The sequence below is a fragment of the Chryseobacterium sp. SORGH_AS_0447 genome (genome assembly GCF_030818695.1).
In the GTDB taxonomy this organism is placed as follows: Bacteria; Bacteroidota; Bacteroidia; order Flavobacteriales; family Weeksellaceae; genus Chryseobacterium.
On the sequence record NZ_JAUTAR010000001.1, the window covers coordinates 368,533 to 383,932 of the forward strand.

Annotated in this window: 15 protein-coding genes; 5 read left to right on the plus strand and 10 right to left on the minus strand. The window is 38.9% G+C overall.

Annotation, left to right across the window (positions count from 1 at the left end; translation table 11 throughout):
- Positions 1-169: 169 nt before the first annotated feature.
- From glmM to QE422_RS01760, 6 genes are all read right to left on the minus strand, one after another.
- A complete protein-coding gene (gene glmM / locus QE422_RS01735) occupies positions 170-1,552 on the minus strand; it encodes a phosphoglucosamine mutase (protein ID WP_307454671.1) in 1,383 nt (460 codons plus the stop codon).
- A gap of 336 nt (positions 1,553-1,888) precedes the next feature.
- Complete coding sequence (gene feoB, locus QE422_RS01740; RefSeq protein ID WP_307454673.1) at positions 1,889-3,922, minus strand: ferrous iron transport protein B; 2,034 nt, start codon at positions 3,920-3,922, stop codon at positions 1,889-1,891.
- Entirely contained in the window at positions 3,922-4,176 is a 255-nt protein-coding gene (locus QE422_RS01745; protein ID WP_307454675.1) for a FeoA family protein, read from the minus strand. The genes feoB and QE422_RS01745 overlap by 1 nt, the downstream gene beginning before the upstream one ends.
- Positions 4,177-4,307: 131 nt before the next feature.
- The gene (locus QE422_RS01750; protein ID WP_307454676.1) at positions 4,308-5,216 is read right to left on the minus strand and encodes a GLPGLI family protein; all 909 of its coding nucleotides are present in this window, start codon (positions 5,214-5,216) and stop codon (positions 4,308-4,310) included.
- Positions 5,217-5,419: 203 nt separating this feature from the next.
- Complete coding sequence (locus QE422_RS01755; protein WP_307454678.1) at positions 5,420-8,125, minus strand: carboxypeptidase regulatory-like domain-containing protein; 2,706 nt, start codon at positions 8,123-8,125, stop codon at positions 5,420-5,422.
- A 206-nt stretch (positions 8,126-8,331) separates the two neighbouring features.
- A complete protein-coding gene (locus QE422_RS01760; protein WP_307454680.1) occupies positions 8,332-8,841 on the minus strand; it encodes a hypothetical protein in 510 nt (169 codons plus the stop codon).
- Between the two features lie 235 nt (positions 8,842-9,076).
- Between QE422_RS01760 and QE422_RS01765 the strand changes: the two genes are divergently transcribed.
- Positions 9,077-9,961, plus strand: a complete 885-nt coding sequence (locus QE422_RS01765) for a cupin-like domain-containing protein (protein WP_307454682.1) — start codon at positions 9,077-9,079, stop codon at positions 9,959-9,961.
- 47 nt (positions 9,962-10,008) lie between these two features.
- On the opposite strand, the gene QE422_RS01770 is transcribed toward QE422_RS01765, so the two are convergent.
- Positions 10,009-10,287, minus strand: a complete 279-nt coding sequence (locus tag QE422_RS01770) for a hypothetical protein (RefSeq protein ID WP_307454683.1) — start codon at positions 10,285-10,287, stop codon at positions 10,009-10,011.
- 357 nt (positions 10,288-10,644) lie between these two features.
- Between QE422_RS01770 and QE422_RS01775 the strand changes: the two genes are divergently transcribed.
- Positions 10,645-10,809: a hypothetical protein gene (locus QE422_RS01775; RefSeq protein ID WP_307454685.1), complete on the plus strand. Its 165-nt coding sequence runs from the start codon at positions 10,645-10,647 to the stop codon at positions 10,807-10,809.
- Positions 10,810-11,025: 216 nt separating this feature from the next.
- Here the strand turns inward: QE422_RS01775 and QE422_RS01780 are convergent, their stop codons facing one another.
- Positions 11,026-11,616, minus strand: coding sequence for a Crp/Fnr family transcriptional regulator (locus QE422_RS01780; protein WP_307454687.1), 591 nt, complete (start codon positions 11,614-11,616; stop codon positions 11,026-11,028).
- Between the two features lie 347 nt (positions 11,617-11,963).
- On the opposite strand from QE422_RS01780, the gene QE422_RS01785 reads away from it, so the two are divergent.
- The 3 genes from QE422_RS01785 to QE422_RS01795 are packed head-to-tail and all read left to right on the plus strand — an operon-like array spanning position 11,964 to position 13,877.
- A complete protein-coding gene (locus tag QE422_RS01785; protein ID WP_307454688.1) occupies positions 11,964-12,164 on the plus strand; it encodes a hypothetical protein in 201 nt (66 codons plus the stop codon).
- An 18-nt stretch (positions 12,165-12,182) separates the two neighbouring features.
- On the plus strand, positions 12,183-13,010 hold the full coding sequence (locus QE422_RS01790; protein ID WP_307454690.1) for a Type 1 glutamine amidotransferase-like domain-containing protein: 828 nt from the start codon (positions 12,183-12,185) through the stop codon (positions 13,008-13,010).
- A gap of 21 nt (positions 13,011-13,031) precedes the next feature.
- Positions 13,032-13,877, plus strand: a complete 846-nt coding sequence (locus QE422_RS01795) for a cyanophycinase (protein ID WP_307454691.1) — start codon at positions 13,032-13,034, stop codon at positions 13,875-13,877.
- A 54-nt stretch (positions 13,878-13,931) separates the two neighbouring features.
- On the opposite strand, the gene QE422_RS01800 is transcribed toward QE422_RS01795, so the two are convergent.
- Positions 13,932-14,543: a ferritin-like domain-containing protein gene (locus QE422_RS01800; protein ID WP_307454693.1), complete on the minus strand. Its 612-nt coding sequence runs from the start codon at positions 14,541-14,543 to the stop codon at positions 13,932-13,934.
- Positions 14,544-14,631: 88 nt separating this feature from the next.
- Complete coding sequence (locus tag QE422_RS01805; protein ID WP_307454694.1) at positions 14,632-15,228, minus strand: Crp/Fnr family transcriptional regulator; 597 nt, start codon at positions 15,226-15,228, stop codon at positions 14,632-14,634.
- Positions 15,229-15,400: the final 172 nt, after the last annotated feature.

A 15,400-nucleotide genomic window follows, 5' to 3' on the forward strand; every position in this document is an offset into this window, starting at 1 on the left:
TCCTCAAATAATTGTGGATAAAAACAGGGGATTTATAAATAATTTAACATACCAGTAAAAGCCATTATTACAAAATTTAAAATTTTCAGTAATCCTGAATCTTGAGCCGTTTACAGATCCGGTATGAACAAAAAGAACGAGACTTGTAAGCCTCGTTCCTTTTATTTCATTAGATCAGACTTCTGATCTTTGCGATGATATCATCTCCCAATTGATCGGCTTCTTCCTGAGATTTAGCTTCGGTATAGATTCTGATAATCGGCTCCGTATTTGATTTTCTAAGGTGCACCCAGTTATTTTCGAAATCAATTTTTACCCCGTCTACTGTAGATACTTCTTCGTTCTGGTATTCTTTCTCCATTTTTGATAAAATATCGTCTACGTTGATTTCAGGGGTAAGCTCAATTTTCTTTTTCCCCATAAAATAGCTTGGGTAACCTGCTCTTAGTTCGGAAACCGCTTTATTTTCCTTTGCCAGGTGGGTTAAAAACAAAGCAACTCCTACCAATGAGTCTCTTCCGTAGTGAAGATCCGGATAAATGATTCCCCCGTTTCCTTCACCGCCGATCACGGCATTTTTTTCTTTCATTAAAGTAACTACGTTTACTTCCCCTACGGCACTCGCAAAGTATTCTGAGTGATGTCCCTGAGCAACATCCCGTAAGGCACGGCTTGAAGAAAGGTTTGAAACAGCTACTCCGTTTTTATGTTTTAATAAATAATCCGCCACGGCAACCAGGGTATATTCTTCCCCGAACATTTCTCCTTTTTCGTCAATCAACGCCAGTCTGTCTACGTCCGGATCTACAACAACTCCGAAGTCGGCTCCTTCTTTTTTTACCAGCTCGCAGATATCTCCCAAATGTTCTTTCAACGGTTCCGGATTGTGCGGGAAATGGCCTGTCGGTTCACAGTACAATTTTACCGTTTCACAACCTAACTGATCCAGCAGCATCGGGATGGCAATCCCTCCGGTAGAGTTTACGGCATCCAGCACCACCTTGAATCTCTTTGATCTGATGGCTTCCACATCAACCATCGGTAAATTTAGAATCTGCTGAATATGGATATCAAAAGCATCATCTCTAGTTTCATATTTTCCGAGGTCATCTACTTCTGCATAGTTGAAATCTTCACTTTCCGCCAGTGCCAGTACTTCCGCTCCGTTTTCTCCGCTGATGAATTCTCCTTTGTCGTTCAGAAGCTTCAGGGCGTTCCATTGTTTCGGGTTATGGGAAGCGGTGAGGATGATTCCGCCGTCTGCTTTCAGCTCGGGCACCATAATTTCGACCGTCGGTGTTGTAGACAACCCTAAGTCTACCACATGGATTCCAAGCCCCTGCAACGTTGCAGAAACTAATGAGGAAACCATCTGCCCTGAGATTCTGGCATCTCTTCCAATCACCAGGGTCAGGTCTTTTTTATTTTTATTGTTCTGCAGCCAGGTTCCGAACGCGGAAGCGAATTTTACCACATCCAGCGGCGTCAGGTTATCATTCACTTTTCCGCCAATGGTTCCGCGGATTCCTGAAATACTTTTTATTAATGACATGAATTATGTTTTTATTTATACATTCCTAGTAAACCCATTTTGCCAATGCTGGAAAAATGGTGTTAATTTTATTCAAAAATACAAATAAAACTGCGGATTGATGTCGGAAAATAAAGCATTCGATTTGTTGCAAATGAAAAGCCTCACTAAAGCGGTCTATCTATTTTTAGTAGAATCAGTTAAGCTAAGAACACCCGCAATCTTTATCGCAGCCGGTTCTTTTGGAGCTGAATTTTTTCGGTGCAAAATTCTTCCTGAGTATCCTGAATAAAGAATAACAAGCGAATGCAACGATCAGTAAAACAACTATGTATTGTAAGATTAATGAAGAATCCATTATTTTAAGATCTGATAGGCTATCATGGACACAAAGTATGCCAAACCGGTCATCATCGCTACCTGCAGGCCGGTCCATTTCCAGCTTTTGGTTTCTCTGTAGACTACTGCCAGTGTGGAGACACACTGCATTGCAAATGCGTAAAACAAAAGTATGGAAACCCCTGTGGCAAAACTGAAGACTTTTTCGCCGTTCGGTTTTACGTCCCGCCTCATTTTATCGATTACTTTTACTTCAGGAGCATCATCTTCCAGGCTGTACAAGGTAGACATGGTTCCTACGAATACCTCTCTTGCCACGAAGCTGGTGAGAATTCCCACACCCATTTTCCAGTCATAACCTAGTGGTGCAATAACAGGTTCAATTCCTTTCCCCATTTTGGCCAGGTACGAATGATCCAGTTCCACATTGGTGGCTACAAACTGATCCGGATTCTGTTTCGGTCCAAAATAGCTGAGAAACCAGATGATGATACTGACGATGAAAATAATTTTTCCCGCTCCGGTAATAAAATCCCATACTTTGCCAAGTACCATTTTGAAGTCATAGAGAAAAAGAGGTTTCTTATACGTTGGCAGATCCATTACCAGATAGGTTTTTCCTTTATTCCTGATAAATTTTTTAAGAACTGCTGCAGAAAGCAGGGCTACCACAAAGCCCAGCAGATACATTCCCATCAGCACCAATGCTTTATATTTTATTCCTAAAAAGGAGCGGTCTGAAATAATCAGCCCGATAATAATACTGTATACGGGAAGCCTTGCGGAACACGTCATGAAAGGCGTTACAAGGATCGTCAGCAGCCTTTCCTTCAGGTTTTCTATATTCCGGGTTGAGATTACTGCCGGAATCGCGCATGCCGTCCCTGAAACCAGGGGAACGATACTTTTTCCGTTTAATCCGAATGGCCGCAAAAGCCGGTCCATCAGGAAGACCACCCTGGCCATATATCCTGAGTCTTCAAGGAGATACAGGAAATATAATAAAATACCGATCTGTGGCGCAAAAACCACAATTCCACCGATCCCCGGCACAATTCCATTGGAAACCAAAGAATTGATCGGGCCCTCCGGTAAATGTTCCGATGTAAAAGCGGTAAGCCAAGAGAAGAAACTGTCGATCCAGTTCATCGGGTATTCAGCCAGGAAGAAAACACTCTGGAAAATCACCAGCAAAATCATCAGGAAAACCACATACCCCCAGAATTTATGAACTAGGACCTTATCCAGTTTCTCGGTTAATAATTCTTTGAACTGCGGTTTTTTAGAAATAACATCGGCTAAAATCTTATCGACATTCTGATACCGACGGACGGTTTCCTGCACCTGAAGCCTTTTGGGCACCAGACTGGTGGAATCCGGTTCCTCGATCAGTCCGACAATCGATTCTATTCTGTTTAAGTTTGTTCCTAAGGAAAGGCTCATCCATGCTTTATATTCATTATCAAAACCTTTGTGGGAAGCTAATTTTTGGATAAAGTCTTTATGCTCATTGGGTGTTTCAAAAGAAACACGGTTTGTTTTTACGAAATCATTACGAAGAACAGCCTCCTTGATATCATCGATCCCGATTTGCTCTTTCGCATTGGTCTGGATGATTTTAATTCCTAAAGCCTCGGAAAATTTCTGAATATCAATGGTAATTCCCCTTCTCTCCGCCTGGTCGATCTGGTTTACGACCAAGATCATCGGAATCCCGAGATCCTGAATTTGCTGAAACAGCAACAGTCCCCTTTTTAGGCTTAGTGCTTCAAGAATATAAATAACTCCGGCGTAGTTCTGCTGTTCGTCGATCAGGAATTTGGAAAAAATGGCTTCGTCCTCGGAACTCGGGTAAATACTGTAAGAACCCGGAAGGTCGATAATTTCTACTTCCTCGTCTTTATAGGTATAGGTTCCCGAATGGCTGGCCACGGTAACACCGGCATAGTTCCCGGTCTTCTGCTTTTTGTTGCTCAACGCATTGAAAACCGTTGATTTCCCGACATTCGGGTTTCCCACCAAAAGCACCTGTTTTTTCTGACTGTCCTGCATCAATTCAATTCTTCAACAATAATATAATCTCCTTCTTCTTCACGAAGGGCGATACGGCTTTTCTCATCGCCGAATTCCACATACATCGGTCCGCTGAAAGGTGCCTGGTACAAAATCCTGAAATACGTCTCGGGAAGAAGTCCCATTTCGATGATTTTGTTGGGCATCTTCAGGCTGTCGTTATCATACCCCAATATCTTTCCCATCCTATTTCTGGGAAATCCGCTCAACTTATGTAAACCCTTATCTTTCAAAGCCAAGATTTTTGTGTCTGCAAATATACGCTATTTAAATTTAATCTAAATAACGTTATTCTATGAAAAAAATCAACCCAAATGCATGAAAACATTTGGGTTGATCCTATATAATTTAGTTAGTATGAATGTTACTTTTTCTTTTTCTCAGGGGCAGGCTGAGAAATCTCGATCGGGTTGTTGTTGGCATTAAAGAAATCTTTGTACATCTTTTCCTGTTTCTTCATCATATCGCCGATGGTGCCATCCATTCCCGGGATTGTTCTGGACATGATCTCCTGCGTCATCATAGGTCTTGCCGATGCAAATGGATCTTTTTTGAAATCATTGAATGTCTTTTCGAATTTTTCACGTGGCATTTCCGTTACTTTAGTTCCTACGTTGGAAAGTTTTTCCATGTAAGTCAGCTCTTCCCAATTAGGAACCTGCTTATTTCCCTGAAGTACCCAGGAGTAGTTTTTATCCTGATCTTCAATTTTTACAATTAGCCCCGGAAGTCCTGAAAATTTATACGGCCCGTCCTGAAATGGAAGATCGGTACTGAACCATGCCGTCCATGTTCTTCCACCGAATTCAGTGGTTGCTTTCTGAGCATTATAGGCTCCAATTTTTGCTTTATCGTTGGAAATTTTCCAGTCGAATTTTATAGTTTCAGTATACCCGAGGTTCATGGGTGTAAATCCGTTTGCTACTCTTTCGATATACTGCATTTTCATATCAGGATACGTTTTCACGATTTTTTCCGAAAACTTAGGCATTTTAAAAGATTTGGATAAATCCTTGAAAACTCCTGCTTTCTGCATGGCATCAAACTGAACTTTAAGGATAGAATCCTGTCCGATGGCCGTATAATCTCTGTATATGGATTTGTCTTTAACGATATCCAAAGCCATGATTACTTTTTCCAGTTTCGCAGAATCTTTTTTCGGCTTAAAGGTAAGCTCATAGAAAAACCGGTTGGCTGTTTCTTTGGAATCATTATTCTGAGCACTTACAAATGCAAAAAGTGCGATAAAGAATATTGAGAATAGTTTTTTCATTTTAATAATAATGTTTGATCTATTAGTTTACGGTTTGCGGTTTTTGTTACAGTTTTTTTGTTTTTTATTTTTTTTATCCGTTTACCTTCTAATTTTCAGCTCATTTCAGAAGTTTTAAAAACAAGATAGAAATAATAAGCGCATCCCGCTAAAAAATTATTCTCATAAAAAAACCAACCTCGGTGAGATTGGTTTTTGCTGTTTTATTTAAAGTTAAATTTTACGGTAAACATGACCTGGCTTGGGCGAAGCAGAATCCTGGTAAAAGAAGTACTTTGAGGATTTATGTCATACGTTTCAAATACCCTCTTATTCGCAATATTCATCCACTTCACTTCAAAATCTATTTTCTTTTTAGACCAGGTAAACTGATAGGACAGATCATAGAATCCATTGTGATACTTTTGATTCTGCGCATTGGTATTCACCTGATCCCAGTTGAATCCGATGGTATGGTTTTCAATAGGGTAGAAGAAAAGGCCCAAGTTATGGGTAAAGCCTGTTCTTGCCGCATTTGAAATTACCTGGCCTGTACTTGTTTGTTTTGTTCTCGAGAAGCTGGCGTTATAGTCAATACTCATCCAGCTGAAATAAGTATTGTTGAACTTCAGGCCAAACGACTGGCTGTTGTTTTTGTTTGTATATGAATCATCATTATAAAATGCATCAGACTTCGCTGTATTATTGCTATAGTTAACAGAAGCATTGGTTTTGAATTTCGGGAAATATTTCCCTACTTCCAAATTATATCCGTTATTCAATACATGATTTTCCTTTTCTAAATATTCCATAACAGTATACCCACCGATAATAGTCGGATTTGATATCAGATTTCTTTTGGCATCCGAATATCTGTAATTGATGTTAAAGAATAAATTATTGAGCGGGTTTCTATATTCTATTCTTGTTCCTGCTGATTTATTATTATTTTGAGGAATCGGATTGTTAGGATTCATTGCGGTGATTCCATTTGGCGAAGTCATTAAGAATCCTGAATATGCCGTATTAATTTCTCCAAAATTATTATTGATATTGGCATTTACCGAGGCTTTCCAAAAAGAAGCAAAATTATATTGAGCGAAAACACTTGGCTCAAAGGTCACTTTGTTTACTTCTTTTGAAACCAATCTTGCAGGGTCCTCTGCTTTAATATTATTAGAGTTTACAGGGAAATTGGCATATAACATCCAGGAATCGCTTTTATAATTTACCCCTACGCTTCCATAAGGGGTTGCCGTGGTATAACTTAAATCATTGTTGTATTTTGAGGCGAGTGTGGCATCTGAACTGGTAAAAGGATTGGTTATAATATTTGATAAACCTGAAACCAGATCCGTTGATTTAAAATTAAATCCGACTTCCGGGGTAAACGTCCATCCTTTTGTAGAAAAACCAATATTTGCAGAATGATTCGCTTCAAATGTTTTAAGTCTTAAATTCTGACTTACGAAATTTGCAGAGGTCGGAAGAAATCCCGGAATTTCCAGATAAGATGCCGGTGAGACCTCCAAAGACTGTCTATCGGTCTGATAGCTGATGTATGACAAAATATTGACCATCTTCTCTTTCCACGGAACAATGGTACTCAATGAGTTTTGGAAAGATGTTGTGGGCGATTCCAAAGCTTCTTCACCATGCTTTAGAGAATTAACGTTACTGTTGGATGTTCTGTCTACAATTCCCCGGTCGGCATTCCAGTATTGGGAAAAGCTGGTGGTATTTTTAAAAAAACCTTTTTTAGCATTTTTAGTAAAAATCAGTTCTCCTTTTGCCTTATCGGTATAGAAGTTATTATGAATATTTTGCAGTACTGTGTAAGCCGGATTATTTGTTGTTGCGAAAAACTGCTGTTCACTGTAAGACTCTCTCTCCACGGCATTATTGGTATAATTAGCATTGGCTTTCAGTTCCCATTCCTTTTTCTTATCAATATTGGTAAGGTAATTCGCCGATAAATAATGCACATTGTTCATTAAATATCTTTTTACCGGAAGGTTTGGAGTGCTTGCATTTTCTACATTCAGCCAGTCGTTTTGGGTAGCGTTGATCCTTCTTCCCTCATATCTGTTTCCAAACGATAAAATATTCCCTTCGTTTTCTACCTGTTCCCCAACATTATTGGCTTTATAATTTACGACCCATTGGCTTTTCTGCCCGAAAAACATCGGGGTAAGCTTAACGTTCCATAACAGCGGGCTGGCTCCTACTCCTACTTCTCCCCTTCCCGTCATGGTTACGGAATTTTTAAGCTTGATATTGATGGCTGCCTGGTCGGAAGGTACTTTGTCCTGAAGGATTTTTACCGGCTGGTGATTTTCCAGTACTTCTACTTTCTGTACGGCATCTTTCGGAAGCGAATTGTTGATCGTTCCATATCCGCCTTCCATAAGGTCTTTTCCGTTGACGTAAAATTTATTGATGGCATTTCCCTGGTAAAGGATGGTTCCGTCTGTATTCACTTCAATTCCCGGCATTTTTTTCAAAACGTCCGCCAAGGTTCTGTCGCTTTTGCTGTCGAAAGCTTTAAGGTCGTACGAGATGGTATCGCCTCTCGCCGTAACCATTTTGGTTTTAAGCTTTACTTCTTTAATCTCTGTGGCTTCCGAATCCATCTTAAAATTCAGGGTCTGATCGCTGTTGCTGATCTGCCGGGTCACCGACTTCTGGTTGAAAGCCTTCACTTTAAGATCTACATTGGATTCTGCTGAAGTGAAGGTCACTTTATATTCTCCTTTCGCATTGGTAATCCCATAAGCCAGGATGGCATCTTTTCCAGGCTCTTCCACCGTCACGCTGGCACTTGGTATTCCCACCCCGTCTTCATCCGTGATTTTTCCCGAAACGGTTTTCTGTGCAAAAGCAATCACAGAGAAAAAAATCATCAGAAACAAAGAAATTTTCGTTTTCATAATTTATTATTTGACTAATTAGTTAATGGTTCCCGTATTTTGTTACACCCTTATAAAGATTGAATTAAAAGAAGAAAGTTAAAGACTTCTTTTTATCACTATAAACATAGTGATAATTTATTATATTTATATATCAATTTTTTTATAAACACAACCCCATTGCGATGCAATGGGGTTGTGTTTTTTATCTTAAGAATTTAATTAATTCATAGGCCTAGTGCATTTAAATAATATCCTAGAGAAGTTGGATTTACTGCAATCTCTTTTCCTAAGCGGCTTCTTTCTTCATTAGATACTTTTTTAATATTTGCATGACCAATTTTTATTAAATTATTTAAAAAATCCTCTGAAGAGTTACACAAAACACAAATTTCTTCAAAATAGCCATCAATCATATGTATTTTATTTGATTCTCTATGGATGGCAATAAGTTCTCCTGATCCATCTGTTCCAAATACGATAAAATTTTCGTCCGATAACAATTTATCATAATTAAAAAACCCTATCATACCTATATCAAAAGTATCCACTACATAATTTTTAACCAAATCGAGGATTGGATCTTCAAAAAAAATATATGGTGCATCTTTTCTTTCCAGAATTAAACACATCCTTAAACATTCTTCTGCTACTTCATTATCAGGTTCTTGTTGGACACCTTCTTTGTAATGATTCTCAGCTGCTTCTACAAAATTTTTAGTAATAATATTTTCCAAAATAATCTATTTATAGGGTTAGGTATGGTATAATTGAAAGTTTTCCATTTTTCATTTCGCCAAAATACGGAATAGCTACTTCCAGCCCACAATAGGTATCATTAATTTTATGTGAAAACAAATTCTTTATTTAGTCTAAATAGGTAAAAATAATTTGAATGATAGATTAAAAAAAGCTTAAACCTCTTAACATATCTATTTAATTTAATAATTTTGTAACATTAAATTTTAAGAAATGGGAATCAATTTAAAGCCGATTGATATTGTAGATGATATTACACAGGAGGAGTTCATTGAAAAATATCTAAAGCCGAGAAAGCCTGTTGTGATTAAAAACATGGCAAAAAAGTGGCCTGCTTATCAGAAATGGACCATGGAATATATGAAGGAGGTTGTAGGTGATGTAGAAGTTCCGCTGTATGACAGTTCGAAAGCAGATCCCGCTGCTCCCATCAATTCTTCCGCTGCAAAAATGAAGTTTGGGGATTATATCGACCTGATCCAGCGGGAACCTACAGATCTCAGGATTTTCCTGTTCGATCCTATAAAATTTGCCCCGAAGCTGCTGGAAGATTATCTTTCGCCTAAAGAACTGATGGGCGGATTCCTGGATAAATACCCGAATATGTTCTTCGGAGGAAAAGGTTCCGTAACCTTCCTTCACTTTGATATTGATATGGCGCATATCTTCCATACCCATTTCAACGGAAGAAAACACATTCTTCTTTTCGATTATAAATGGCGGGAAAGGCTTTACCAGATTCCGTATGCAACCTATGCCCTCGAAGATTACGATATCGAAAATCCGGATTTTACAAAATTCCCGGCACTGGATGGCGTTGAAGGTATTGAATGCTTCCTTGAGCACGGCGATACCCTGTTTATGCCTACCGGATGGTGGCACTGGATGAAATACCTGGACGGCAGCTTCTCCATTTCTTTAAGAGCATGGGACAAATCCTGGGCGGTAAAAGCACATTCTTTGTGGAATCTTACGTTTCAGCGTAAGTTCGACGATATCATGAAGAAAAATTTCAGGAAGAAATATATGGACTGGAAAGAGAAGGTAGCCATCAAAAGGGCTGAGATTGCCCTGAAAAAAGGCTTGCCAAGATCATAAGACAAAGAAAGACGTTTCCTTCGAAACGTCTTTTTTATTTAAATAATTTACCGTATTACTTTTTCTACATTTGCCTTAGCACAGCTGAAAGCTTCTTCTGCCTCTTCATACAGTATTTTCATGGAGATTTCGAAGCCGTTTGCCATAAAATAAGTGACATGGCCCTCGACATTGAAACTTAAAAAGACAATATGATTGACATTTATCACCAGCGGCTGACCCAAAACTTTTGCCCCTTCCAGTGAATTCGGCTTCTTCACATTCAAGACGTAAGACGCTTTAAGGTAAATCAAGCCATCCGAAGCTGTTTTTATTATATAAGCCATCCTGTAATTTTCTGTAAAGTTATTCAAATTAAAGCACATGAAAAAATCCCCAGTGCAGACCGAGGATAATCAAAAGTATTAATATTTATAGTGATTGGTGTTTTTCTGAAGTAAAAATCAAAAATATTCCCGAATTGCTTCGGGAAATATTTTAGATCCCTTTATTGTGTTTATTTTTTAATAGTTGCAGTACAGTATCCAACTATTATGCCACTAATGACTGTCCCTATGTTTTTGCGGAAATAAAATAATTTTTCAGCAAAATATTTTATGACGGGTATTATTTGCAGAATATTCCTAAAAAACGGTACACTTTTAGATTGGATGATGATAACACACACTAAAAAAATATTACGTATGAAAGCATCTGCACAATCTGAAAACATCAATTCGCATTTTAATAGGGAAATTGAGCGCCAAAAGGCCATTAAGGCACTGGAAAAGGCAAAAAGCATCAAAAGAAAAGTAGTTTTCCTTCCGCAGGGTGCTACCGGAAATCTTAATTATAGAGATACTTTCTAAAAGAGATCCCTTTATCATATAAATAAGCTGCCCTTGGGCAGCTTATTTTTTTATCATTATTTAACCATAAGAAGATTTGTTCTGAGCGGTTGAATTAAGGCTGAAAATAAAAATGAAGCAACCCCAGGTACTTGCGTTTCCTAATGTTGCTCCATTTGCTACCGTTGATCCGGGACCGCCGGTGTCAAAACCTGTAGAGATAAACATATATAAACATTAATAATAAATTTTTCGGTTTTCTATTTTCAGCTGATGGTTATTCTGCATCTTTTTTATCGTCCTGATAACCGTTTCTACCCGCAGGCCCGTTAAATTCGCCAGCTGCTGTCTGGTAAGCGGAACCTGGAAAGAATATTTGCCGCCGGTATCGCCTTTAAGGAAATCCATTACTGTTCTGATCTTAAAAGAAGGATCGGGAGAAGAAATGTTGAAAAGCATGATGTATTTATCATACAGGCGGTCTGCAAGGCAGCGGAACATCTTTGAGCAGGCTTCCGAATTTTGTTCCAGGAGATTCAGGAAATCATTTTTCGAAAGCTTTAAAATCCTGCAGGCCGTTTTTGCCGTAGCATTGGTCGGATAATATCTGTCATCAAATAAGAAAGATTCCCCGAGGCTCTGTCCTTCATGCAAAATATTCTGAATGAATTCTTTGCCATCCTCATGGTGATTGTTCAGTTCTACAATTCCGCTGACGATCTGAAAATAAAATTTGGGCAAATTTCCTTCATGAAAAATAGTTTCATTTACATCATAAATTTCATATTCTGCACCATATGCCAACAATAAATCTTCACTAATTATCATATATTGAATTTAAATGTTAAATAAATGAATATTTAGCCAAATTGTTTTTAAAAATGCTGCAAATAATAAACCATATTAAGTTATTATTACAATAAAAAATACCACATTTTAGGGAATTAATAGATAAAAATAACAGAAATTCAGGAATATGTTATGATAACCATCATAAAATAAGGAACTAAAGCTTTATACCTTTGAAGTACATCCTTATTCAATTTTTGCACTTATTCTCACTTAGGCCCCTCCATTTTGCGAGGGGCTTTTTATTTCAGGATTCTTGTGACCGGCGTCATAAATTCTTATGCTTTTTCATGATTAAGTTTGAAGCTATCAAATCATATTTTATCATGAAAAAAACCATATTATCAGCATTTCTGCTGTACACTTTATCGGCATGCACAAAATCCGAAACGCAGTATACGGATCAGCAAAACAAAAAGGAATCGGTAAACAACCCAGCTTCGGATACCATCCGCACCCTAAATGAAGTTTCCGACACGGCTTCTGCAAAACAGCACCCGAACGATATAAAAACCGATAACGAATAAATTACCCTTATTATTTTTATGACTCCAAAAGGCAGATTGATTATCATTGGCGGCGATGAAACAGACCCGATTCATGAAGCGGAACATGAGATTCCGAAAACGCAGTTCCCGGCTTCTGAAATTATCGGCTTATTGTCCGGCCAAAAAAATGACCGTATCGAGATTATGACAATTGCTCCGGATACGGCAGTACAGACCACTGCAAAGTATTCTTTAGCACTGCAGCAGGAAGGATATACTAATTTAGGCTTTATTCACCTTAAAAACAAAAAGGAAGATTATCATCCGAGAATTCTCGCCGCAAAGATTGTTTTCCTCATCGATGATGATCCCGACCTCTGTGAAACCCTGCAAAACTCATCCCTCATCCAGCTTCTCTATAAAAAATACCTGCTGGAAGAAGAGTTCACAATGGTAGGCATCAGCGCAGGCGGCATGTGGATTTCCGGACTGATCATGAACGATAAAAAAGTCCATCCAGGGCTGGGATTTATCAATAATTGCATCATCGATACCCAATTCAAACACGGCAACCGGTTCAAAAGCCTGGTAAAAGCTACAGTCTCTCACCGCGAATGCCTCGGCTTGGGACTGAGTGAAGGGATGGCACTGCTGATCGAGAAAGGGTATAAGGCACGATGCATCGGAAATGGTTCCATTATGGTAGTAAATGCCAAAAATGTAAGAAAGAAAAGACCCAGAAAAGGAACCTCTGTCTATCCTAAAAACCTGAAAGGCCATATCCTGACGGCCGGTTCTACACTTAACCTTCTTAGCGGTGATCTCATTAAAGAAACACCGTTCGATTACAATTTAAATTTTACAAACAGGAACACAAAATATTAATCAAATTAAAAAGTATAAACGATGATACCAAAAGGACGGCTGCTGATCATAGGCGGTAAAGAAGACAAAGGAGAAAACGATTCTGAAATGGAAGAAAAGAACAACAATTTCTCACCCAAAGAAATCCTTAAGCTGCTGGCAAAATCGAAAGACGACCGCGTTGAAGTAATCACCACGGCAAGCTCCGAACCGGAAGATATGCGGGAAACCTATACCAAAACGTTTAAAGAAATCGGGTATACCAATTTTGATTTTCTCGATATCCGCGACGATCAGGTGCACTCGGATTTTCATCTTAAAAGACTGGAAGCTGCCAAAACAGTGTTCTTTACAGGAGGCGACCAGGACAGAATCTGCAAAAGCCTGAGACCATCTGTGCTTACCGATCTCCTGAAAAAAAAATACCTTGAAGAGGACAACTTTATGATTGCCGGAACCAGTGCCGGAGCGATGTGCATTCCCAAAATTGTTATCCTGGAAGCAATAAACGGCGAAGCGATGCTGGAACATGACATCGAACTGGATACGGGGCTGGGATTTATAGAAAACTGTATTATCGATACCCATTTTATACACCGTGCGAGATTCGGAAGGCTTGCTCATGCCGTTATTCTGCACCAGGAATGCTGGGGCATCGGGCTCGGTGAAGACACTGCCTTGCTGATTGAGGACGGCTGTAAGGCGACCTGCCACGGATCCGGAATGGCCTGGATTATTAATGCACGACATATCGGGCAGACCAATACCCAAACGGTGAAAAAAGGTTCTCCCATCTATGCGGAAAATCTCAAGATTCATATCCTGACCGATAACTGTAAAATCGATTTTAACAGCGATACATTCGAAGGAGCAACGGCCGGAGAATAACACAAAAAAAGGAAACCTAATCAGGTTTCCTTTCATTATAATGGTTGTGTTCTTTTATAATGCTTTGCTGTTCAAATTGGTATCAGCAACTTTCGTTAAAAGTTCATCGCATTTTTTTTCTTCTTCAAGTGTGCTCAAAAGAAGCTTCAGGCAATCTTCTTCCTGCAATACTTTTGCAAAGGCAGCCAATGTTCCGTAGGTTGCGATTTCATAATGCTCAACTTTCTGTGCTGCAGCGATAATTCCCGCATCTCTTACCGTTCCCGGCTCAGTCTCTTCTATAATGCTTTTTCCTTCGTCCAGTAATCCCTGCATCGCATCGCATTTTTTAGCCTGTGCTTTTTTGCCTATTGCTTTGAAACATTCTTCCAGCCTTTCGATCTGTCCTTCTGTTTCCGTAATATGATTGTCGATTGCATTTTTCAATTTCTCATCCGTTGCATTTTTCATCATTGTCGGCAATGCTTTCAATAATGCTTTTTCTGCCCAATAAATATCCTTCAAAGAATCTTCAAAAAGATCTTTCAGTTCTTTGGCTGCTCCTTTTTTAGCGGGTGTTTTAGTAGAAGCTTTGGCTGCTGTTTTAGCAGGAGCTTTTGCCGTCGTCGTTTTAGATGCCGTTGTTTTTTTGGCCGGTGCTTTTTTAGTAGCTGTTTTAGTTTCCATAATAATAATTATTTTTAGTGTCTGGTTCCTGTAAATCTGCAACTATAAGACCACTTTTGACGGAAATATCGAAGTGTGGTATAAAAACTCAGACGTATACCTTCCTGTTGATGATTTTCAGATAATTTTCCTTTTCCAGCTTTTTCACCGCTCTTACTACCGTTTCTACCCTCAAGGCAGTAATAGAAGCGATCTGCTGACGGGTAAGAGGCACTTCATAGGAAAACTTAGCCTGGTCTTCACTGAAGCTTTTGTGATAATCGAGCATTCCTTTGATTCTTGTAACCGGGCGCAATGAAGAATTGTTTTCCAGCATGATGTATTTGTAATACAGCCTTTCCGATAAAAACTTATTGATGTCACGGGAAATCTGAGGATTCTCGTCCAGCAGCTTTGAGAAATCACCTTTCGGAAGCTTCATCAGTGTACATTCTTCAAAGGTAACCGCATTTACAGGATAGGTTTTGTCGATAAACAAAAGAAGCTCACAGACGCTCAGCCCGGCATCCAGAATAGCCAGGATCAGTTCTTTTCCCTCATCATTATAATGGTTCAGCTTGATTCTTCCTTCGATGATCTGGTAATAATATTTGGGACTGTCCCCTTCCCGGAAAATAATGTGCGAACGCTTAAGCGTTTCCTTCTCGGCTCCATAAGCCCGTAAAAGATCTTCTGATATCAGCATATATAAGGGTTTTATAGGTTATAACCATGACAGTGCAGTCACGGATATTTATAATAAAATTAGAAGTAAAAAAACGGTACTATTATGATTACGATCATAAAGCAAATTCCTTGCCCTAAAGCATTCGTTTTATATCGTCGTCCACAGACAAAGTTTGTCATACAATATGAGC

Bases quoted from the DNA above. Each gene is read 5' to 3' on its own strand.
- glmM (WP_307454671.1), bottom strand. From the start codon at position 1,552: ATGTCATTAATAAAAAGTATTTCAGGAATCCGCGGAACCATTGGCGGA.
- QE422_RS01770 (WP_307454683.1), bottom strand. From the start codon at position 10,287: ATGGCTTATATAATAAAAACAGCTTCGGATGGCTTGATTTACCTTAAA.
- QE422_RS01780 (WP_307454687.1), bottom strand. From the start codon at position 11,616: ATGATAATTAGTGAAGATTTATTGTTGGCATATGGTGCAGAATATGAA.
- QE422_RS01765 (WP_307454682.1), top strand. From the start codon at position 9,077: ATGGGAATCAATTTAAAGCCGATTGATATTGTAGATGATATTACACAG.
- QE422_RS01785 (WP_307454688.1), top strand. From the start codon at position 11,964: ATGAAAAAAACCATATTATCAGCATTTCTGCTGTACACTTTATCGGCA.
- QE422_RS01775 (WP_307454685.1), top strand. From the start codon at position 10,645: ATGAAAGCATCTGCACAATCTGAAAACATCAATTCGCATTTTAATAGG.
- feoB (WP_307454673.1), bottom strand. From the start codon at position 3,922: ATGCAGGACAGTCAGAAAAAACAGGTGCTTTTGGTGGGAAACCCGAAT.
- QE422_RS01790 (WP_307454690.1), top strand. From the start codon at position 12,183: ATGACTCCAAAAGGCAGATTGATTATCATTGGCGGCGATGAAACAGAC.
- QE422_RS01805 (WP_307454694.1), bottom strand. From the start codon at position 15,228: ATGCTGATATCAGAAGATCTTTTACGGGCTTATGGAGCCGAGAAGGAA.
- QE422_RS01750 (WP_307454676.1), bottom strand. From the start codon at position 5,216: ATGAAAAAACTATTCTCAATATTCTTTATCGCACTTTTTGCATTTGTA.
- QE422_RS01800 (WP_307454693.1), bottom strand. From the start codon at position 14,543: ATGGAAACTAAAACAGCTACTAAAAAAGCACCGGCCAAAAAAACAACG.
- QE422_RS01755 (WP_307454678.1), bottom strand. From the start codon at position 8,125: ATGAAAACGAAAATTTCTTTGTTTCTGATGATTTTTTTCTCTGTGATT.
- QE422_RS01795 (WP_307454691.1), top strand. From the start codon at position 13,032: ATGATACCAAAAGGACGGCTGCTGATCATAGGCGGTAAAGAAGACAAA.